The 21,989-nt window shown below is 45.9% G+C and carries 18 protein-coding genes; 6 read left to right on the top strand and 12 right to left on the bottom strand.

Annotation, left to right across the window (positions count from 1 at the left end; translation table 11 throughout):
• Positions 1-105: 105 nt before the first annotated feature.
• From AR337_RS02215 to mtnA, 4 genes are all read right to left on the bottom strand, one after another.
• Complete coding sequence (locus AR337_RS02215) at positions 106-564, bottom strand: hypothetical protein (protein ID WP_059170372.1); 459 nt, start codon at positions 562-564, stop codon at positions 106-108.
• Between the two features lie 100 nt (positions 565-664).
• Positions 665-3,421, bottom strand: a complete 2,757-nt coding sequence (gene ppc, locus AR337_RS02210; protein ID WP_059170371.1) for a phosphoenolpyruvate carboxylase — start codon at positions 3,419-3,421, stop codon at positions 665-667.
• 194 nt (positions 3,422-3,615) lie between these two features.
• Positions 3,616-4,257, bottom strand: coding sequence for an L-fuculose-phosphate aldolase (locus tag AR337_RS02205; RefSeq protein WP_059170370.1), 642 nt, complete (start codon positions 4,255-4,257; stop codon positions 3,616-3,618).
• A 66-nt stretch (positions 4,258-4,323) separates the two neighbouring features.
• The gene (gene mtnA, locus AR337_RS02200; protein WP_059170369.1) at positions 4,324-5,370 is read right to left on the bottom strand and encodes an S-methyl-5-thioribose-1-phosphate isomerase; all 1,047 of its coding nucleotides are present in this window, start codon (positions 5,368-5,370) and stop codon (positions 4,324-4,326) included.
• 316 nt (positions 5,371-5,686) lie between these two features.
• Here mtnA and AR337_RS02195 point away from each other — a divergent pair, with 316 nt between their 5' ends.
• From AR337_RS02195 to AR337_RS02185, 4 genes are all read left to right on the top strand, one after another.
• Positions 5,687-6,631: an aldo/keto reductase family protein gene (locus AR337_RS02195; RefSeq protein ID WP_059170368.1), complete on the top strand. Its 945-nt coding sequence runs from the start codon at positions 5,687-5,689 to the stop codon at positions 6,629-6,631.
• 96 nt (positions 6,632-6,727) lie between these two features.
• On the top strand, positions 6,728-6,880 hold the full coding sequence (locus tag AR337_RS22555) for a YpzG family protein (RefSeq protein ID WP_082306864.1): 153 nt from the start codon (positions 6,728-6,730) through the stop codon (positions 6,878-6,880).
• A 792-nt stretch (positions 6,881-7,672) separates the two neighbouring features.
• Positions 7,673-9,763, top strand: a complete 2,091-nt coding sequence (locus AR337_RS02190; protein ID WP_059170367.1) for a transglycosylase domain-containing protein — start codon at positions 7,673-7,675, stop codon at positions 9,761-9,763.
• Positions 9,764-9,943: 180 nt separating this feature from the next.
• Positions 9,944-10,762, top strand: a complete 819-nt coding sequence (locus tag AR337_RS02185; RefSeq protein ID WP_059170366.1) for a protein-glutamine gamma-glutamyltransferase — start codon at positions 9,944-9,946, stop codon at positions 10,760-10,762.
• Between the two features lie 518 nt (positions 10,763-11,280).
• On the opposite strand, the gene AR337_RS02180 is transcribed toward AR337_RS02185, so the two are convergent.
• Both AR337_RS02180 and AR337_RS02175 read right to left on the bottom strand, forming a co-directional pair.
• A complete protein-coding gene (locus AR337_RS02180; protein WP_059170365.1) occupies positions 11,281-11,805 on the bottom strand; it encodes a hypothetical protein in 525 nt (174 codons plus the stop codon).
• Between the two features lie 120 nt (positions 11,806-11,925).
• Complete coding sequence (locus tag AR337_RS02175; protein ID WP_059170364.1) at positions 11,926-12,804, bottom strand: SMP-30/gluconolactonase/LRE family protein; 879 nt, start codon at positions 12,802-12,804, stop codon at positions 11,926-11,928.
• A 177-nt stretch (positions 12,805-12,981) separates the two neighbouring features.
• On the opposite strand from AR337_RS02175, the gene AR337_RS02170 reads away from it, so the two are divergent.
• Positions 12,982-14,433 carry an alpha-amylase gene (locus AR337_RS02170; RefSeq protein WP_059170363.1) on the top strand — a complete coding sequence of 484 codons (1,452 nt, stop codon included), beginning with the start codon at positions 12,982-12,984 and terminating at the stop codon, positions 14,431-14,433.
• Positions 14,434-14,620: 187 nt separating this feature from the next.
• Here the strand turns inward: AR337_RS02170 and AR337_RS02165 are convergent, their stop codons facing one another.
• Positions 14,621-14,830, bottom strand: coding sequence for a hypothetical protein (locus tag AR337_RS02165; RefSeq protein ID WP_059170362.1), 210 nt, complete (start codon positions 14,828-14,830; stop codon positions 14,621-14,623).
• Between the two features lie 201 nt (positions 14,831-15,031).
• A complete protein-coding gene (locus AR337_RS02160; protein ID WP_059170361.1) occupies positions 15,032-15,877 on the bottom strand; it encodes an aldo/keto reductase in 846 nt (281 codons plus the stop codon).
• Positions 15,878-16,473: 596 nt separating this feature from the next.
• On the opposite strand from AR337_RS02160, the gene AR337_RS02155 reads away from it, so the two are divergent.
• Positions 16,474-17,046 carry a transposase gene (locus tag AR337_RS02155; protein WP_059170360.1) on the top strand — a complete coding sequence of 191 codons (573 nt, stop codon included), beginning with the start codon at positions 16,474-16,476 and terminating at the stop codon, positions 17,044-17,046.
• A 46-nt stretch (positions 17,047-17,092) separates the two neighbouring features.
• Here the strand turns inward: AR337_RS02155 and AR337_RS02150 are convergent, their stop codons facing one another.
• The 4 genes from AR337_RS02150 to AR337_RS02135 all read right to left on the bottom strand — a co-directional run bounded on the left by AR337_RS02150 (position 17,093) and on the right by AR337_RS02135 (position 21,988).
• A complete protein-coding gene (locus AR337_RS02150) occupies positions 17,093-17,593 on the bottom strand; it encodes a hypothetical protein (RefSeq protein ID WP_059170359.1) in 501 nt (166 codons plus the stop codon).
• Between the two features lie 280 nt (positions 17,594-17,873).
• Positions 17,874-19,058 (bottom strand): M20 family metallopeptidase, encoded by a 1,185-nt coding sequence (locus AR337_RS02145; RefSeq protein ID WP_156424279.1) that lies wholly within the window; start codon positions 19,056-19,058, stop codon positions 17,874-17,876.
• 18 nt (positions 19,059-19,076) lie between these two features.
• Positions 19,077-20,300, bottom strand: a complete 1,224-nt coding sequence (locus tag AR337_RS02140; protein ID WP_059170357.1) for a Zn-dependent hydrolase — start codon at positions 20,298-20,300, stop codon at positions 19,077-19,079.
• Positions 20,301-20,764: 464 nt separating this feature from the next.
• Positions 20,765-21,988 carry an amidohydrolase family protein gene (locus tag AR337_RS02135; protein WP_059170356.1) on the bottom strand — a complete coding sequence of 408 codons (1,224 nt, stop codon included), beginning with the start codon at positions 21,986-21,988 and terminating at the stop codon, positions 20,765-20,767.
• Position 21,989 lies beyond the last annotated feature (1 nt).

The raw sequence follows: 21,989 nt of genomic DNA, 5'->3' as shown, positions 1-21,989 counted from the left end.
TATCTGACAACCAAACCCGATTTTGACCTGCGGTTGTCACATATCCGGGCTTTATCTGACAACCGAACCCCATTTACCCTTAGAATGTCACTCACCTGGTTCGCCCTAACACTTTACAAAAAAGAAGCTCGCGTCATTTTCCAACAGATACGGGGCATCCTCATCACGTAGCGTTTTTACTGAGGTAAGCCTTTCCGCGGACTCCTTTAGCCGATGCTGTTCCTTCTCACGCTGCAGCTCCTTGTCTTCCCATATCGCTTCATCTTCAACGTGTAGATAACCAAAGCCATCGTCAAAAATATCGTCTCCGTCCAAGTCGGCACTTCCTAGCAGTTTATCCACCCATTCCAGACTCGAATCCTTCAACGCTTTTTTCCGTAGTTCTGCTTCCCTTTCCAGCAGTTCAATTTCAGCCATTTCTTCATGTGTTATCCCATACGGTGCCCCGCCCGACGTATACCCGGCTATGAACGCAAAGGTTTCATCCGAATCGATGCCCCAGTCGTCATAATAGTAGGTCTTCCTATTCTTATTCTTATTCTTTTTCTTTTTCTTCTTTCCCATATCTGATTTAAATTCCTTTTCTCTAAAGTTGACTAATTACAATACTAAAAAGGGACACTTTTCACAGTGCCCCTTCCCCTAACTAAATGAAAATCAAGCATCAGCCCGTGTTCCTCAGACCGGCAGCGATTCCGCTTATTGTGAGCAGGACCTGGGTCATGAGCTCTTCATCGGGCTCGTCCATTTTCCGCAGTTCCTTGATAAGCTCTACTTGGATGAAGTTGAGCGGATCGACGTACGGATTCCGCCTTTTGACGGAGTCGCGGATGTTTGGTGAGTGCTCTAGCAGCTCTTCATCTTCCGTAATCAAGAGCAGGATGTTTTTCGTCTTGTTGTATTCGTCTTCTATGTTGCCAAAAATCCTGTCCCTAATTTCCTCATCTTCAACAAGTGCGGCATACTCCCTGGCTGTTGTGATATCCGCCTTCATAAGCGCCATTTGAAGGTTATCGATGGTCGAGCGGAAAAACGGCCATTTTTCATACATTTCCCGGAGTAGAGCCAAATTCTCTTCACTTTTACCAGCAAAGCTCTCCAATCCTGTGCCCGCCGCATACCAGCCCGGTAAGAGCTGCCTGCTTTGCGTCCAGGCAAATACCCATGGAATGGCGCGGAGGTTTTCGAATTTCGCGCTGTTCTTCCTTGCCATTGGCCGTGAGCCGATGTTCAGCTCGCCAATCTCATTGAGAGGTGTTGCCTGGTTGAAATACGTGAGGAAATCCTTGTCCTCGAAAACAAGCGACTGGTATTTCAAAAGTGATTCGGCGGAAATTTCCTCAATCGCCCGGACAAACCGATCATCCCGGATTTCCTGTTCCGATTCGGTCGATACGTGGGCTGCCACCTCAAGCATCGTTGAAGTTGCCTGCTCGAGGCTCCGATAGGCGATGTCCTCAAGAAGATAACGGGATGACAGGACCTCGCCCTGCTCGGTAATTTTTATCCCATCTCCAAACGTTTCAGCCGGCTGGGAAAGCAAGCTTCTATTAAGCGGGCCGCCGCCACGGCCAAGCGAGCCGCCGCGTCCGTGGAAAAACTTCAGGCGAATGTCATGCTCCCGGGCCATTTGATGGATTTCCAGCTGCGCTTTGTACAGCTTCCAGTTTGCGGTCATTGTGCCGCCGTCTTTGCTCCCATCCGAATAACCGAGCATGATTTCCTGGCGGTTGCCGAGCATTTGCAAATGGTTCCTGTATACAGGCATGTTGAGTAGCGTTTCAATGATTTTCGGACCAGCCGTAAGATCATCGATTGTCTCAAGCAACGGCGCAACATTCAAATACGACTCGACCGTCCCATCCGCATGAAGCCTGTAAATGCCGGCTTCCTTTGCGAGTACCAGTACTTCAAGGAGGTCGCTTACCGACTGGGTCATGCTGACAAGGTAAACCGAGATGGATTGCCTCCCGAATTCCTCATGTGCTTTTTTGATCAGCTGGAAGACGTTGATCATTTCCTGTGTTTCCTTCGAATAATCCTCATGCAAAAGCAGTAACGGGCGCGGGTCCGCAAGCAATCCTTGAAGGAGTTCCTGTTTTTCCTCCTCGCCCAGGGATTTGTAATCATCCACAATCCTTACTTTCTTGAGAATTTCCGTTATGGCCTCTTCATGTTCGCCACTGTGGTTTCGGATATCCAAAGTTGCGAGATGGAATCCAAACAGCTTCACCTGGCTGATCAATTTTTCCATAAGCTTAAGCTCACGGTTTGCGGGGTGATGCCCGTACACGCTACGGCGAACCATTTCAAGATCTGCCAATAGTTCTTCAGGACCTTTGTAGCCTGATTCATCCTCCCCAATCTTGCGGACACGTTCGATCATGACGGCAAATTTCCGGCGGTACAGCTCTTCTGCGACTGTCCACCGCCGATCTTCCGGCAAATATTTCCGTTCATCATTCAGAACCGATTCAATCAACTCTTCGCTCACCTTTACACGCGTCGTTGAATGGCTGAAGCGCCTCATCAGTTCGACAAGCACTTCCCTGTATTTTTTTAAAACAAGCTTGCGGTGCCTCATGAGGGTTTCCCACGTTACATCTGATGTAACAAAAGGATTGCCATCCCTGTCGCCGCCAATCCACGAACCGAATCGGAGGAAAGCCGGTACATCCCATGGTTCTTCCGGGTAATGGTCTGTGAGGCATTCCTCGACCTCCTGGTGAATTTCTGGAAGTACATCGAACAGTGTATGATCAAAATAGTATAAGCCATTCCTCACTTCATCAATGACGGTCGGTTTTCTATCCCGAAGTTCATCCGTCTGCCAGAGGGCGGCCACCTCGTTAATCAGGCTGCCTTCAATCTTTTCCCTCTCTTTTTTGGCTAAAAGGGGATTGTTCAGGCTCTTCAGAAGGTCGGCGATCCGCTTCTGGATTTCGAGGACCGACCGCTTCGTCGCTTCGGTCGGGTGCGCGGTAATGACGAGTTCAAGCGACATCCCCTCAAGAACCTTCTTGATTACCTCGGCACTGATTTTGTGCTCTTTCAACGAAAGGATGGCATTATCAATCGAACCGGGCTGCTTAGTCGCATCTTCCTGCAGCTGGTATTCGCGCCGCCTCCGAATGCGGTGGTTTTGCTCGGCAATATTAATCAAATGAAAATATACGGCAAATGCCCGGATAACCTGTTTCCTCATTTTAGGATCAAGTCCGGAAATTTCCCTTTTCAGCTCCTCGTAAATCGTGATTTCGAACGACTCGCGCAGAAGTTTAAATTTTAGCCTAATTTTTTCGACTGTTTCAAATAATTCAAGTCCACCATTGTATTGAAGAATCTCTCCGAGAATATTCCCGAGCATCTTCACATCCCGCCTGAGCGGAAGGCTGCTGTCATTTGCTTTCAATTCTGCCATCGTCTCACCTTCCTAAACACTGCATTACAGTAAAGTTTTTTATTACTATAGCATGAAATACCCTTTTTGTTCATTTATTAACATAGTGGATTAACGAATTTTTAATTCTTTTTTGAAAAGATAATTATATAACCCGTAAAAAAAGAACCTTCAATTTTAATTGAAGATTCCTTTTTAACATCCCTGATTCAGTCTTATTTTTGCCCATACGTTTTGAATTTATCTGCAAGTCTTACCATTTCATCTTCAGGCAAAAGGACTGGATCGCCAATCGATTTCGTCTGGTAGTAAATTTGCGCGCAAAACTCAATTTCTTCGGCAATCGTAAAGGCCGTTTCAATATTGTGCGCACCGGCGATTAAACCGTGGTTTGCCAATAGGACGGCGCGACGGTCTTCCATCCCATTGAATGCCGTTTCGGCAAGTTCCTTCGTCCCGAAGGTTGCATACTCAGAGCACCGAACATTCGGACCTGCGTAGGCAACGAGATAGGAAACAGCCGGGAGGTCCCATCTCAGCGAAGCGATTGTCTTTGCGAATGGTGAATGGGTATGGACGAGCGCATCAATGTCGTCTCTTTTCCGGTAAAAAATCAAGTGCATTTCGAGTTCGCTTGACGGCTTGCGGCTTCCTTCAATCACATTTCCGTCTAGGTCGACGACAACGATGTCCTCTGGCTCGGTCGAAAAATAATCCAAGCCGCTCGGGCTGATGGCGGCAAGCCCTTCCTCTCTGTTAAAAATGGAAATGTTGCCGCCCGTTCCCTTTGTAAGCCCGCTTGTAATCAATTTTTTCCCGTATTCGACGATTTTCTCACGTTCTTTTTTTAATCGCATGCGGAATCTACCGCCTTTTTAAATTTTGATTGATCCCTGTTATGATGCTTTTTTTAAAAGAAGAATTTATTCTTCAAACAGCTTTTTCAGGTTTTCCTTGTACGGTGCGCGGACAATTCCTTTTTCGGTGATGATGGCCGTTACGTTTTCGTGAGGCGTCACGTCAAAGGCAGGATTATAGACCTGGATGTCCTGCGGCGCGGAAAACTGTCCGAAGCGGTTGATGACTTCATGGGCATGGCGCTCTTCGATTGGAATGTCTTTCCCAGTTTCTGTACGCATGTCGATTGTCGGCGTTGGAGCCGCGACATAGAATGGGATGCCATAATGCTTGGCAAGAATTGAAACGCCTAGAGTGCCGACTTTGTTTGCCACATCTCCGTTGGCTGCAACCCTGTCCGTACCGACGATGACGGCGTCAATTTTACCCTGTGACATGACGACCGCGGCCATGCTGTCGGTGATGACTGTTACATCAACGCCAGCGCGCTGCAGCTCAAGTGCTGTAAGCGTCGAACCTTGAAGGCGTGGCCTTGTTTCATCCGAGAATACCTTGATGTCCCAGCCCTTTTCTTTTGCCAGGTACATTGGCGCTGTTGCGGTACCGTATTTCGTTGTCGCTAGCGCCCCAGCGTTACAGTGCGTCAGCAGCCCAATACCATCCTTCATGAGAGTAAGGGCATTCTCACCGATTTTCCGATTGATTTCCTCGTCTTCCTTATGGATGGCAATCGCCTCTTCAAGTAATTTTGCCTTGATTTCTGCGATCGGGAGCGTCTTTAAGGATTCCGTCGTCTTTTCCATCCGATCTAGCGCCCAGAAAAGATTCACTGCTGTCGGACGGGACGTTGCCAGGTAATCGGAAATTTCCTTTACTTTTTTACAAAAAGAATCGAAGGAATCTTCGGACGCATCCTTCACCCCAAGGTATAGCCCATAGGCAGCAGCAACCCCGATCGCCGGCGCGCCGCGGACCTTCATCACCCGGATAGCGTCCCAAACGCCTTCCGCTGTTGTAAATGTTTCATATACTATTTCATTCGGTAAAAGAGTCTGGTCAATCAGCACCAGTCCATCATTTTTCCATTCAATCGTAATCAACGGTTCAGCCACACTGAATCCCCCTTTTGCTCATCATGCTTGTTTCTCAAACTCTACGCATTCAGTCTATCACCTGGCAGTGAAAGTGGACAAGCAAAAATGCGAACAGTGCCACTCCCCCGGATAGTGTTGAAAACCCCGAACAGTGAGAATCACTACCTGAAATTTGTCGAGGAGATTGTTTGCGAATTCTTAACCATAACATGATTATGTTAACAGTTAAGAGTTATGGTCACCCTAACTAACTATTTAAAAAATTCCTCCTTTACATAAAATTCCCACTATAGTACGTTTATTACGTAAACCGAAATAATAAGGAGTGGTCGCAATGGAATACCGCAGGTTGGGGAAAACTGGGTTGAAGGTAAGCGAAATCAGTTTAGGAAGTTGGCTTACATATGGGGGTTATGTTGAGGAACAAAACGCTGAAGCCTCGATTGACCGGGCTTATGAACTCGGTGTTAATTTTTTCGATACCGCCAATGTCTACATTCGCGGTGAAGCCGAAAAAGTGGTTGGCAAAGCGTTGAGCAAATACCCGCGTGAGTCGTATGTGCTTGCAACGAAGGTGTTTGGCAAAATGGGCGAAGGCCCGAATGACAAAGGCCTGTCACGAAAGCACATCATTGAGCAGGCGAACGCCAGTCTGAAACGGCTTGGAACCGACTATGTCGACCTTTATTATTGCCACCGGTATGACCCGGAAACTCCATTGGAGGAAACATTGCGCGCGCTGGATGACCTCGTCCGCCAAGGAAAGGTTCTTTACATCGGCGTCAGCGAATGGACAGCCGAGCAAATAACCGAAGCCGTTCACCTTGCCGACAGGAAGCTGCTCGACCGGATTGTCGTCAACCAGCCGAAATACAGCATGCTGCAGCGTTATATCGAGGATGAAGTACTGCCGGTCAGCCAAAAGCACGGAATCGGACAGGTTGTCTTCTCTCCGCTCGCACAGGGTGTCCTGACCGGAAAATATCAAAAAGGACAGGAAATCCCTGCCGGCAGCCGCGCCTCTGTTGAAGGATATGCGAACCTTTTCGGACTTTTAACAGATGAAAATCTTGATAAAGTTGAAAAACTTAAAGGGGTTGCGGCAGAGTTGGATTTGGGCCTTTCCCAGCTGGCCCTAGCATGGATTCTTCGCCAGGAAGGCGTATCCAGTGCTTTGATTGGCGCAAGCCGTCCTGAACAGGTTGAGGAAAACGTCAAAGCAAGCGGCGTCAAACTTTCATCGGAAATGCTTGCCCACATCGAAGATATCCTGCGTTAAATTTACGCCCGTTTAAATTGAGTGATTCCAAGAAAAGATAAGAATGGCACCTTTGTGATGCCAGCGTTTCACCAAATCCTGCATAGAGGTGATAAAATGAGCTACAAGGATTATCTCGATCCGCGTTCAGGTCTTTTTCACCAAGCCTTTCAAAGCCGTAAGCATACCAAATCCCAGCTGAACGGCCAAACGAAAATGTCACAGACAGACATCATTCTGAGGAGCAACGCGAAAGCGCACCGCTGGTGATGGCTGGCAGGAGAAACGTACAGGCAGCACCCTTTTAAATGAAGGGTGCTGTTTTTTTATGTGCAACCTCTTTTTCACGTGAGGGTGCTGTTTTTTTGTGTGGCCCTCTTTCTCGCATGAGGGTGATTTTTTAGTGGGTGTGAATTGTGTCCGAAATTTGACAGTTTTCGATATCCACCTTGAAATTTTCGATATATCTAAAAAATTTTCGATATCCCACCTAAAATTTTCGATATTCGTTAAAAAGTGGGCGATATATAGTTAACTGCTTAAATCTGTCTCTCCCTCCAAACGCTTTGTACCGTTTTAGTGGTGTAAATCGCGTCCGAAATTTGACAGTTCTGGATATCCGTGTGAAAATCCTGGATAAAAATTAAAATTCCTGGATATCCGATTAAAAGTTACGGATATATTCGCAAAAGTTACGGATAAATCTAAAAAAGTACCTGGCTGCCCATCCGCCGCCCACCGAAAAAACACCACTTACAAATTATAATTGCCGTACCTTACTCGTCCGTCCCTCTGTAACCCCAAAAAAACGGTGTAAATGTGCATATTGGGGTAAAAAACGCTGCAAATCGGTTAATTTTTGCTATTCTTTTTAAATATTGAGCCTAACTACAGTTTTAATTGCTGTCGTTCCACGAAACCTACATTTCTGTCATCCCAGCGAACCTCTCTTACTGCTCAAACTGCCTAAATCCCCCTCGATTGGTACATATTCATTTTGACTTTATCCGCTCTTTTGGTATTCTTCTGCTATAAGCTAAATCGATTGAAGGTAGATTTCTTATGGAAAGATTGAACCCTCACTGGGAAAAAGTACGCCGTTTTTGGAAAAAGCGGCATTTAACGCAAATTATCCTGCTGATTGCATTGGTTGTATTTTTGCTGACCATTCTTTTCTTTGCCTGGCTTGCGAGCCGTGCCAATGTGGAATCCCTCAAAGAAGGGCTCAGCCAGTCGACAGTTATTTATGACAGGGATGGCATCAAGGCGGCTGAAGTGACTGCCAACCGAATGGGCGGGACCAAGGTTGAGGATATGCCTGACGTTGTGAAAAATGCAGTCGTTTCTATTGAGGACGAACGGTTTTACGAGCATAACGGTTTTGATATAAGAGGGATTGCCCGTGCGTTTTTTGGCAACCTGTTTGCCGGAAGGATTACCGGGGGAGGCAGCACCATTACCCAGCAGCTGGCAAAAAACGCGCTCCTTTCCCCTGAACAAACGTACAGGCGGAAAGCTGAGGAACTGTTCCTTGCCGCAAAGCTAGAGGATACGTATAAAAAGGACGAAATCCTTGAAATGTATCTGAACCAGGTCTACTTTGGCAGCGGGGCATGGGGAATTGGCTCCGCATCGCAGCGGTATTTCAACAAGAACTTAAAGGACGTTACAATTAGCGAGGCCGCAATGCTAGCCGGACTTCTTAAGGCCCCATCTGCCTATGACCCGTTCAACCATTATGACCAGGCACTCAAGCGCAGAAATGTTGTCCTTGGAAAAATGCGCGAGCTGAACAAAATTTCCGAAGAGGAATACAAACTGGCCATTAAACAAGAAATCGCATTAAGTGATGGCCAGGGGACAAAAATTAAGCGTAAATACCCGTACTATATCGACGCAGTTATAAATGAAGCAATTAAAACCTACGGCCTGACGCAGGATGAAATTTTAACAAGAGGCTACCGGATTTATACTGAACTGAATCCGGACCTTCAGACCGCAATGGAGAAGGTTTACCAGCGCGATTGGCTCTTCCCTCGCGGCCGTGGAGGCGAAATTGTTCAAAGCGGATCGGTTCTCATTTCACCGCAAACAGGCGGGGTAATGGCTGTAATCGGCGGGCGGGGCGAGTATGTTTTTCGGGGCTTCAACCGGGCCACCCAGCTGAAAGCTCAGCCTGGTTCAACGATGAAGCCAATAGCAGTCTATACCCCGGCCCTCGAAGAAGGATATACACCGGAATCCGAGCTCCTTGACGAACCAACGTCATTCGGTGAGTACAAACCGCAAAACGCAACGAAAAGATATGCCGGCAAAGTACCGATGTATAAGGCAGCAGAGCAATCCATCAACGTGCCGACTGTTTGGCTTTTGAATGAAATCGGTGTTAGCAAAGGCGCGGATGCCGCGGAACGATTCGGAATTCCAATCCAGAAGGAAGACCGGAATCTTGCCCTGGCTCTCGGCGGGATGCACAATGGCATCTCCCCTCTTCAGCTTGCATCTGCGTATTCCGCATTTGCAAACGAAGGCAAGCGGCATGATCCGCATTTTATCGTCAGAATCGTCGGCCCGACTGGCAATGAAATCGCAAGCCATAAGGGGAAAACCGAAAAAGCTACATCTAAGCGCGTTGCAAGGGAGATTACCTCCATGCTGCTTGGCGTTGTGGAAAATGGCACTGGAAGAGCTGCCAGGGTCCCCGGGCTTGATATTGCCGGTAAAACAGGTTCAACCCAGCTTCCTTATGAGGATATCAATGGGACCAAGGATCAATGGTTCGCAGGCTATACGCCTGAAGTCGCCGGAGCGATTTGGCTCGGTTACGACAGGACCGACCGGGAGCATTACTTGACAACAACATCATCCCAGGGAGCAACTCCTATTTTCAGGGCCATCATGCAGGAGGCAAAACCTTTCTTAAAGGAAGATTCGTTTGGTATTGCAACCGCAGGCGAGGAACCCGAGTCTTTCATTTCGAAAGAGGAACTCTTGGCCCAAACCGAGAAGCTTAGGAAAGAAGTCGGCAAAGCCGCCGAAACGATTAAAGAAGAAGCACCGAAATGGAAGGAAGTCCTCGATAACGGTGTCTCCGCTATGCTTGACGGGCTTGGCAGGCTCGCTGATAAGGTTCAGGAATTGAAGAATAGGTAAAATTGGCAAGCCATTCTCGTTCAGGAAGGGATTTTAAAAAATCCCTTCTTTTTTTATTGCTTTCAGTTCCCTTGCCTGATCTCACCGATTATTTTCATTCATTTCGACATCTCCCCGGTAAAATTCACATATTAGTAACTATCCAAATAAAAAAGTATGTTTTCGGAAGAGAGGATTGAAGTGATTAAAATACATCAGAAACTAATAGATCTTGACCAACTCTACACAGAGATACCATCAAAACAAAAACTTAAAATTATGAAGTTGATGGCGAAATCCAATAAGGTCTATGAATATGGGACCATCGGAGAGCTTGAATTTGAACTGATGATGAGGCTTCAAATTGTCCGTGCTGCGGTTTTGTTGAATAAAAGCGGGGCTGATTTCGCGACCTTTACCACCTCCAGATGCAATGAAAAATACTGGAGGCTGACTGAAAAAGGCGCCTTTGTCCTCAAAGAAAATGTTTTACCGCAAACTGCCATTAAGGATATCTTTATTAACGGAAAATTGTATGCTTTTGAATGTGCTACAGCCATGGTGATTATTTTTTATAAGGCTGTTTTCGAATCGATTGAAAAAGCTGCGTTTAACCGCCTTTTTTCTGGGCTTATCCTATTCGATTGGAAGTATGACGAGGATCTAAATCTTCGCATTTACGATGGGACAGAATTTTTACCGGGAGATTGTGTTTATTTTAAAAATCCTGACTTCGATCCTTCCACTCCACACTGGCAAGGTGAAAACGGGATTGTATTGGACCACGATCTCTACTTTGCACATGGAATCGGCATAGTAAATGGAAAATTAATCATTGATTTTTTAAACACAAAAAGGAAGAGAAATTTTAGCCAGTCGGCCTATTTAATGTCTTTCATTACTCAGGTGAATTTTCAATATTTAAGTCAATTCAAGGTTAATAGACTACGTGAAACATCCGATCAGCTTCACTCAAATCTCATTATTTCAGAAATCGGCTCAAAATTGTATATAGGTTAAAATCAACCTAATGAATAATCCACCGTAGATTTAATCTCCGGTGGATTAATTAAGCCGGTTAGCAACAAGGATTAAAGACTGGGAAACAACATGGGTCATACATTGGATAGCAGCATGGATTATGGATAGGCATGCAGCATGGGTTATAAATTGGATAATGCTGCGGGTACATTTGTGGGCTTACCATGGGCATATTGGGCATCGGCATAACATTTGGGCCAGGGAATGGTTGATTCGGCCCCATGTTCGCGCCCATAAACGGCTGATTCGGTCCCATGTTCGCGCCCATAAATGATTGATTCGGGGCTATATTTGGTCCTGCAAATGGCATATTTTCCATCGCTTTCTCTCCTCAAATTTTATTTGTACGCTTCATTGTATGTGTCCATTTTTAAGGATGAATGGATAAATGCCCATTTTGTTTTTTAAGACCATGAATACTAAAGCGTTTTATAGCTGAAAAAGAAAATGACGTATGCAATTTCATACGTCATTTTGTATTCTTTATTCAGGACATTTTAAGAATGCGAGGAGCTCTTCCGATATTTTCGTAAAATTGAGGCCGCTCCGGCTATACACAGCTTTACTGCTCTCGCCAAAAGGAGAATGATGTTCTTCAAACCCGCTTCCATAATGCCAATGAATCTTTTACACAATGCTTTCATCTTTGAAAATCTTTCTGATATCTTTGCTTTTCCAAAAATGGCTTGTCCACGCAAAACAACTCCCTTACAGAAAGCAGTTGCCTTATTGACCATAGGCCTTATTCCCAGGGAAACGGAACGAGAGCTCCTTTTTGCAAAAAACGCTACCTTCTTCCATACAGGCTGTCTTTGGAATTTTCCAACCGCCATAGCCCCTAGGGAGACGATCCTTTGAAGCAAAACAGCTGATTTTTCCTTCCACGGAGATCGGATTCGGCTTCGTCGCGTCTTTACCGGTTCTTCCTCCACATACCGCTTCCAAATGTATTGTCCAGCCTCTTCGATTATGATGAATAAGAGTAAAACTCCGCCAAGTGTACCAAGAACCCATGCAGGCATAGACATTTCTCCTTTTTGGATTTGGCTTTTATTATTCCTTTACCTCAATAAAGCAAATCTAAACAAAAGAGGAGAATGATTCAGTCAAGCAGCCAGTTTTATCAAAAGCTGATTAGCCAGTTAACCGCTAAATTCATATGCCGGCATCCCTTTGACCCCGGGTTTGACTTTGAAAACACCACCCGCATGAGGGTAAAGTTCCAGTTCTTCGTCATTCATGCCGTTACGGGCAGTTGTAATGTACAATTCATTAAGGTCTGTTCCTCCAAAGGCACAAGAAGTTACATTTACGGCAGGCACTTGGATTTCCTCCATCTTTTCACCACTAGCCGGATTCCACCGGCTTACCCTTCCTCCGCCCCAATGCGCAATCCAAAGACACCCTTCCTTGTCGATGGTCATTCCGTCCGGATGCCCTTCCCCCTCCGGCATTGCAACGACATCTTTTGGCTCGGTAATTTCGCCTGTCTCCAGCTCGTAGTTATAGCGGACGACCTTCCCGGTTGGCGTATCGATGAAATACAAATGCTTTTTGTTCGGGGACCAGGCGAGCCCGTTTGAAATACCGAGACCACCAAGCTTCTTTTTAAAAGAAAGGTCCGTTTCGAGACAGTAAAGCGCACCCTGTTCTTCCTCGCCATTTAGAGACATCGTACCAGCCCAGAAACGTCCTGATGGGTCGCATTTTCCATCGTTAAACCGGTTTGATTCGATTTCAGCTTCCGGATCACCAATCGGCTCCATACCTCCTGTTTCCAGGTTCAAAAAGTGGAAGCCTGATTCAAGAGCGACAACCGCCCCTCCTTTTTTCCTCGGGACTATCGCGCCCACCATCTGGCCAATGTTTAGTTCTCTGTCCTCCCCGCTTGCGGGATTATAAATATGAACCTTCTCGCCTTCAATGTCGACCCAATACAAAACTCCCGCCTTTTGATCCCAGCAGGGGCCTTCGCCAAGGGTTGCTTTCGCATCAATGACCAATTCTACTTCTCTTTCCATGAACATCCTCCTTATGTATCAAATCCATTGTTTTTTAACCTCAATTTACTAAAACCCTTTATTGCAGCAACACAAACATTCTCTAAGTCATTTGCTTTGTGATTAAGTGAGCGCTCAAGAGGGTAAATGTATATTCAGCCAGAATGGCGGCACTTTTTTTCAGAAAGGATAGGTTGAATGGTTGAAAACAAAACGATGATGCAGTTTTTTGAATGGCATTTAACTGCTGATGGAAACCACTGGAACCGACTGAAGGAGCTGGCCCCCGAGCTTAAACGAATTGGGATTGATTCCCTTTGGCTACCCCCGGTCACCAAGGCTATTTCACCGGATGATGTTGGCTATGCTCCGTATGACCTGTACGACCTCGGTGAATTTGAACAAAAAAACAGCGTGCGGACAAAATACGGGACGAAGGACGAACTGCAAGAGGCCATCCAGGCATGCCATGAAAATGGTATCCAAGTCTATCTGGATGTAGTAATGAACCATAAAGCGGGTGCGGACGAAACGGAAACATTCAAGGTGGTCCAGGTAGACGAAATGGACCGGACGGAAGATATTTCAAAGCCTTTTGAAATCGAAGCCTGGACAAAATTCAATTTTGCCGGCCGCGGCGATACGTATTCCCCGTTCAAATGGAACTACAATCATTTTAACGGCACCGATCATGATGTACGGACCGGGAAAAATGGGGTTTTCCGAATTCTCGGTGAACATAAATCGTGGAGTGACCATGTTGATGACGAGTTCGGCAATTATGACTACCTCATGTTTGCGAATTATGACTACGACCATCCCGATGTGAAGGACGAGATGATCAGCTGGGGCAAATGGCTTGCCGACACAACGAACTGCGATGGCTATCGCCTAGATGCCATCAAGCATATTAACCATAAATTCATCAATGAGTTCGTACATACGATGATGGACCACCGCGGCGAAGAATTCTTTTTTGTCGGCGAGTTCTGGAAGTCCGATCTCGATAAATGCCGGGCCTATTTAGATATTGTCGATTTTAATATCGCTTTGTTCGATGTTCCCCTCCACTACAAGCTGCATCATGCTTCCAAAGCAGGCAGGGATTTCGATTTGACTACTATTTTTGATGACACGCTGGTCCAGTCACATAGGCGAAACGCGGTCACCTTTGTCGACAACCATGACTCCCAGCCGCATGAATCGCTTGAATCCTGGGTCGATGACTGGTTCAAGCAAAGCGCCTATGCATTGATTTTGTTACGTGGAGCTGGCTACCCTTGCGTCTTTTTTGGCGACTATTTCGGAATTAACGGACCAGAGCCTGCCAAGGGGAAGAAAGCCGCCCTTGACCCGCTGCTTTATGCGAGGAAAAAACTGGCGTATGGCGAGCAGATCGACTATTTTGACCATCCGAATACGATTGGCTGGGTACGCCGAGGCTTGCCAGAACACGAAAATTCTGGATGCGCGGTTGTCATCTCAAACGGCGACCATGGTGAAAAGCGGATGTTCGTTGGTGAAGAACGGGCTGGCCAAACCTGGAAGGACATCACCGGCAACCGCGAGGATAAAGTGTATATCGAAGAAGATGGCTGGGCGACCTTCCCTGTCACCGGTGGCGGCGTATCGGTTTGGGCATTGGGTTGATGGGAAATTGAAGTTTTTATTTGAGGAGTAGGCGGTTATCCAATACCGATGGAAGCCGCCTATTTTTTTGTTGCCTTCTTAACCATGCTATTAAAAGTTGAGATAATTGGATTTAAGGAGGCGTTCAAGTATGTGGAAAAAGGAACAGGGCGTGTTTAATCCGAAGTAATCAACACTGTGATATATGCTATTTTTTTTCACAAGTAACTGGCGACCAAAAACCATCCTTCTTTATCACCACTGTTCCTTCTTTATCAAAGTTTTCAAAGCATTTATTTATGATAAGTTCATTTGCTTGATGATTCTTTGCAATTTGATTAAAGATTACGCCGCCAATTGTTATAATCGTGATGCTTACGACTATTGCTATAATCATATTTAGTTTGTTTTTATTCAATTATGAGCTCTCCTTTCAGAGGTATAAAGAATACCATTAATTAAAGAATTTTCCTACTATAATTATTTTCTAAACCAACAATCTTTTAGAAAACAGGCTTTTTTTAAAACACGAGTTATTTCGAGTGAAAAATTCTTGTATCATTTACTTAACATATTAACGAAAGACGGCTTCCCTAAAATAGGTAAGCCGCCTTTTCTTTTAAAAATTAAAGTTGTCCGGATCCGGACCGACTCGGCGATCCGCATTCAGGCCATTGATTTTTTCCATATCTTCTTGTGAAAGTTCAAAATCGAAAATCGAAGCATTTTCAATGATCCGGTGTTCCTTAATCGATTTAGGTATGGTGACCACTTCGTTTTGTAAATCCCAGCGCAAAATAATCTGGGCGACCGATTTGTTGTATTTACCTGCGATGTCTTTCAGTGTTTCATTGTCGAGAAGCTTCCCATGGGCAAGCGGCGACCATGCTTCAAGCTGAATGCCTTGTTCACGGCAAAATGCGCGAAGGTCACGCTGGGCCAATTGGGGATGATATTCAATCTGGTTGACCATCGGCTTGATTTCGGCGTCTTTCAAAACGTCCTCCAAATGGTGGATGTGGAAATTGCTGACGCCAATCGCCTTGACACGGCCATCCTTATATAGGGTTTCCAGCGCGCGCCATGTTTCTTTGTATTTCTCCTGCACCGGCCAGTGGATAAGGTATAGGTCCAGGTAATCAAGGTTGAGTTTTTTTAGGCTCGTTTCATATGCCTCAAGTGTGGATTCATATCCTTGGTCCGAGTTCCAAACCTTCGAGGTGATGAAAAGTTCCTCCCTGCTGAGTCCGTTTTCGTCGAGGGCTTCTTTTATCGCTTTGCCGACACCTTCTTCGTTCTTGTAGACAGCAGCTGTATCAATGCTGCGATAGCCGTTTTTAATCGCCGCTTTCACAGCCTGGACAACCTCTCCCCCCTCCTGCACCTTATAAACACCAAGCCCAAACCAAGGCATCTTCACGCCGTTATGTAATGTCACAGTATCCTGTAAATGTTTCGCAGTCATGTTTTATTCCTCCTAACTGGTTTTCCGATTACCGGCAAACTCTTGCTTGCATCTAACATATTGCCACTGCAGGAATTTGAATGCAACAATCTCGCCTGGAGGTTGGGGCTGCAACCAGGTGGTTACTGCGTGCGGGGTAATAATGCTTGGTAAATCACTAGTGAACCGATGCCAAAACGGTAAATTCACTAGTAGGCGTCTGACACCGACTACTTTTCAAAACAAACGTAGTGATAAATCACTAGTCCGCGAGGTGCCTTCACTGGGTAAATCACTAGTGAACCGATGCCAAAACGGTAAATTCACTAGTAGGTGTCTGACACCGACTACTTTCCAAAACAAACGTAGTGAGAATTCACTAGTCCACGAAAGGCGCATTCACTGGGTAAATCACTAGTGAAGGGAGATGAAACCCCGAAATTCACTAGTTAATTAATTCGCGGGTTTGCTCTCATCTTCTATATTTTGCACTTTATTCTTATACTAGGATATGATATGAGAGACTTCAGTAGCTACTCGCCACACAATTTCCCCATTCAACCCACTTTATCAAAAACTCTATCTTCAGTATTTTTATTTTACGAGGAGTGATCAGCTTGGCACGTAAAAACCGCAACTGGATTCAGGGTGGTATGTATCACATCACCACTAGGGGAATCCGAAGGTCGTTACTCTTTCATGACGACAAAGACCGAGAAATGTATCTTTTCCTTTTAATACTAGCAAAGAAACGCTTCAACTTTGTTGTCCATTCGTACTGTCTAATGCCAAACCACGTACATCTTCAGCTTGAAATGAGCACTTGCTCCCCTCCACAAATCATGCAATACATCAATTCGGTTTACGCAAATTATTTTAATGAGAAATATAATTATACAGGCCATGTTTTCGACAGGCGCTATTCCGCTTTCCACGTTGGCACCAAAAGTTACGAACTGGATCTAAGCAGATACATACACTTAAATCCTATTAGGGCGGGCATTGCCATAAAGACGGAGGAATACCCGTGGAGCAGCTGCAGGGCGTATACCTCATCTTTAATGGACGACCTTGTAAACACCTCTAGGCTGTTATCTTATTTTAAAGAACCCCAAAGAGATAACTACCTCCGGTTCCTCATAACTCCAACTCTTAAGCATGCTTTACTTAAAAGAAATATCCCATCCTAACATTGCTCAACATTAAAAATCTTAGAATAATGGCATTCCACAAAATTTAAGACCATTTTTCATCATCATCAATCCAAAGATTGGTTTTTAAGTCATATGATTTTACATCATCGTGGAAAACAAAATATGCCGGTAATTTTAATACATCTCCACTCGCTTTTTCCCAGCATTGGTGAAACCAATCAGTAAATACTTTTTGTTCTAGTGGATTTAACGTCTCCTCATATTGCTCGTAAAACTCAAAAAAATCATCCACCCGTCTGTCGTTAAGGTGAAAATATTCCACTTCTGCAAGCACTTCCTTGCTCCCAGCAAAAACCATTGAATCATCACCTTCATAAAAAACTTCGTTGGCTTCCTTATCCATTGAAAACAATCTTATAGTTAGTTCAAACCTTGTAGGCTCAATAAATGCAGAGAAATCCAATAAATCTATTTTAGAAGAAAAAGTACTGGTAAAAATATTTTTCAAATTTCCTACTAACAGATCAGTTTGTCTATCTAGGTTTGCTTTAATTGAATTTAAATAGCTATCCACTGAAAACATACATACACCTCCATTATTAAAATGAACATTTTCTTTCAAAAAGAGTAATTAGTTCTCTTAATAATCTTTTATTTCTTTTCAGTGCCCACTAATCCCTCTTTTGGATCCCGCTCAATAAAATTAGAAAAACCGTAAAGGGACTACAATCCCCATACGGTTTCTTGTTGCCACGGTCGGCGCAAGCGACTTTTTCCTGAGGCTGAACCTGTACGTGACGAGTTTTTTTAAAAAAAAGACTCTCAAACAATTAACTGATTCGCTCCTACACGCCCCAGATGTTTTACCCCAAAAACTTAAAAGTGGCATGCAGGAACGTTTTGACGCCGAGTTCCAGTGCATCCTCATCAATGGTGAAACGTGCATGGTGATGCGGGTAGACGATTCCTTTGTCTTTGTTTCCGGCTCCTACATAGAAAAACGCGCCAGGGGCTTTTTGCTGGAATGCGGAGAAATCCTCGCCGCCCATGTTCGGGCGCATCAGGTCAAGTGCTTCTTCGCCGAATACTTCGCGTACCGTTTCTTCAATAACCTGGGTGACCTCGGCATCATTGATGACCGGGCGGTAGCCGAATTCGTATTTGAAGTCATACGTTGCGGCATGGGCTTCGGTAATTCCTTTGATGACCCGTTCCATCACGGCAGGCATGGTTTCGCGCAATTTCGGATCAAAGCTGCGGACTGTTCCGCACATCTGGACGGACCCTGGGATGACATTATGCGTCGTTCCCCCAATGAACTGAGTGACGGATAGAACAAGATTGTCAAGCGGGTCGGTATTCCTCGAGACGACGTGCTGAAGGTTTGTGACAACCTGTGCGGCAATCGCAATTGAATCGATTGTTTGGTGCGGTAGCGCCGCGTGGCCGCCTTTTCCTTTTACTGTAATCCAGAATGTATCCGGCGCGGCCATCATTGGGCCGTACACGACGCCGATTTTTCCAACGTCAAGCGATGCCCAAAGGTGGGTGCCGATAACGAGGTCGACGCCATCCATTACACCAGCCGAAACCATTTCCTCAGCGCCGCCAGGGAACAATTCCTCGGCATGCTGGAACAAAAAGCGGACTTCCCCTTTAATCTGATCCTTCATGTCGGACAGCACTTTCGCAGTGCCGAGCAGCATCGCGGTATGTCCGTCGTGCCCGCATGCGTGCATGACTCCGGGATTTTGCGATTTGAACTCGAATTCATTTTCCTCGGTGATCGGCAATGCGTCCATATCGGCGCGGATAGCCAGTACCTTTCCAGGCTGCTCGCCAATAAGCCTGGCCATAACGCTCGTTTTTGTCGGCCTGGACAATTCGAGACCGCCAAATCCAGCAAGTGTGTCATAAACAAATTGTGCTGTCATTTCTTCTTCAAAGGACAATTCCGGGTTGCTGTGAAGATGCCTTCTCCACTCGACAACTTGAGCTGAAATCTGTTCTGCAAGCCCATTCAAATTTAACGTTGCACTTGTCTCCATATTCTCCATCTCCTTCGATTAGTTAGCCAGTTTTAAAAGAGTCCTGTATAGCACTTCCGCTCCAGCGGCGCAATCTTCCTGGGAGGTCCATTCCGCAGGGTCGTGGCTGATGCCGTTTTTCGAGCGGACGAAAATCATGCCAATCGGCCATAAACCAGTAAATTGCATCCCATCATGGCCGGCGCCGCTCGGCAGTATCGTTGTTTGCAAACCAGCTTCTGCTATTGACTCCCGGACCGCTTGCTGGATTTCTCCATCGCAAGGTGCGGGCGGAATCCGCTGCAGGTCTTCGACAGAGAGTTTGACCCCCTGTTCCTCCGCAATCCTTCCCGCTTCTTTTAAAATTGCCCTTTCAATTTCATCCCGGGTTTCCTCATTAATATCCCTTAGATCTAGCGAAAATTCAACCCTGCCTGGTATGATGTTAATTCCGCCTGGGAAAAGATTGAGCTGGCCGACCGTGCCGACTGACGAACCAGTTTTGTACGCCTCCTGCTCGATCATCAAAATCATCCGTGCCGCTGCTGTCATTGCATCGCGGCGGATGCCCATTGGCGTATTGCCGGCATGCCCGGCCTCGCCCTCCACCGTAAACTTCATCCAAAGCGGCCCGGCAATGCCGGAAACCACTCCGACAGGAAGATTCTCCTTTTCAAGAACCTTTCCCTGCTCAATATGTAGTTCAATGTAAGATTTGACCTCTTCTTTTTTCCGGGCGGCCTTGGCTATTTCCTTGGGATCGAGACCCATTGCTTTCATTGCCTCGGCTATCGGCACGCCATTCTTGTCCCGGTTCATCAATTCTTCCCCGGTAATCAGTCCCGCAATCGCACGGCTGCCAAGCATCCCGAAGCTGAAGCGCGCCCCTTCCTCATCCGTGAACGCGACAACCTCAATCGGATGCTCGACGGAAACTCCTTCCTCGTCCATTGTCTGCAGCGCCTCGATTGCCGCTAGCACGCCAAGCGGCCCGTCGAAATTCCCGCCGTCAAACACGGAATCGATATGCGAACCAGTCATTACCACAGGCGCCCCAGCAATTGTGCCTTCCATCCGGCCAATCAAGTTGCCGGCTTCGTCCTCCCTTACCGAAAGGCCCGCCTCTTTCATAAATCCAGCAACCAAATCCTTTGCCTTCCGCTCTTCATTAGTAAAAGAAAGCCGGGTTACGCCTCCGTTTCCCGTTGCCCCAATTTTACTAAGCTGCTGCAGCCTTTCCCACAGCCGGTTGGAATTTACCATTTATCACATCTCCATCAATCGAATTATCTTATTATTATAAATCTTTTTAAAGGCAATTGACCACCTTTTCACCTTTTAAAAAGCGAACAGTGCCTAGTCACTCCCCAAATTTTCTTGTTTCACATGTTGTTTCACAGCCCTGGGCTCCCCCCGTTTGTGTCTAAAAAGTGACAGTTTTCGTTATCTGCCATGAAATTTTCGATATAACTAAAAAAGTGGGCGATAAAACTGAAAAAGTGGGGGATATATTCGAAAAAGTGGGCGATATCTCAAAAATAATGTGAACACGTCCAAAAAGAGAACCCAATAAATCCCAAAAGGTGGGCGATATATTCAAATAAGCGTGCGAAATCCCCAAATAGTGACTCGATAACATCAAACTTCACTGTTTCAGGGCTGCCCAACCACCCTACAACGCAAAAAAAGACGGCATTACGCCGTCTTTTCGCATTCAAAACTTCACTTTAGAAGAAAAGCTCAACAGATTTTTTTGTTTCAACAGTTACTTTGCCGCTCTTTACTACGAAAAGCTTGGCAGGCATGTCGATGATTGCGTTGGTTACGGATTCAGTGTCTAAAAGAACAACGTCCGCGTTGTTGCCTACTGCGATGCCGTAACCGGAAACCTGCATTGCTTTTGCAGGGTTTGTTGTGATCATCGGCAATACAGTTGGCAGGTCATCTGCTCCGCCAAGGTGTCCGGCAGGGATTGCGAGCATTGCAGTCAGCATCACATCACCAGTTCCGTATGGAGTAAAGGCGTTTCGGATGTTGTTTGTCGCAATACACATGTTGACGCCGCCGTCGCGAAGTGTGCGGATTGGTGTCAAAGCGCGGCGTACATTGTATTCGTCATGCCTTCCGCCAAGGTGAAGGTCGGTAGCCGGCAAGCTCATGACGCTGATTTGCGCTTCAGCCATTTTTTCAATGATTGGCTGCAGGCGATCCTTTGGAAGCGCGCCTAGTGCAGTCAAGTGGCCAACGGAAACGCGTCCCTGGTAGCCTTCTTTAATTGTTTTTTCACAAACGTATTCGATGTTCATTCCTTCAGCAGTGTCTTTGAAGTCCTGATGGAAATCGATTGGCTTGTCATATTTCTTCGCGATTTCAAATACGAGGTCAATATGTTTATCCCATGGAGTATCGTTGTAAGGGATTCCGCCGACGACGTCCGCGCCCATATCCATTGCTTCGTACATCATTTTTTCCGTTCCAGGCGCTTTCAAGATCCCTTCTTGCGGGAATGCAACGACTTGGATATCAACGATGCCTTTGTACTTTTCCTTCAGCTCCATGACAGTTTCGAAACCTGTAAAGCCTTGGGAAGGATCGAACTCGGAATGTGTACGGATGTGGGTCGTACCATGCTTGATCAGCATTTGAAGGGTACGCTCAGCCCGGTCGACAATATCTTCTTTTGAGAAAGTAGGCTTCAGCTGGGCAGTTACTTTAAGAGCTTCCTGCAAAGTACCTGATTTATTCGGAAGCCTGTCGGCAATCAACGCTTTGTCCAAGTGGATATGGCTTTCTACAAGGCCGGGAATTAATACTTTTCCGTTGCCTTCGATTACCCTTGCAGCTTCAACATTCAGTTCTTTTTCAATTGCTTCGATTTTTCCGCCTTTGATGGCAACGTCTTTCAGCTCTTCGCCATCTTTAAGCCTTACTTGCTTGAACAAAATATCCATC

Origin of the sequence: Bacillus sp. FJAT-27445 (genome assembly GCF_001510665.1) — a bacterium.
Lineage (GTDB): Bacteria > Bacillota > Bacilli > Bacillales > Cytobacillaceae > Bacillus_D.
This window is presented reverse-complemented; position numbering and strand designations above follow the sequence as displayed.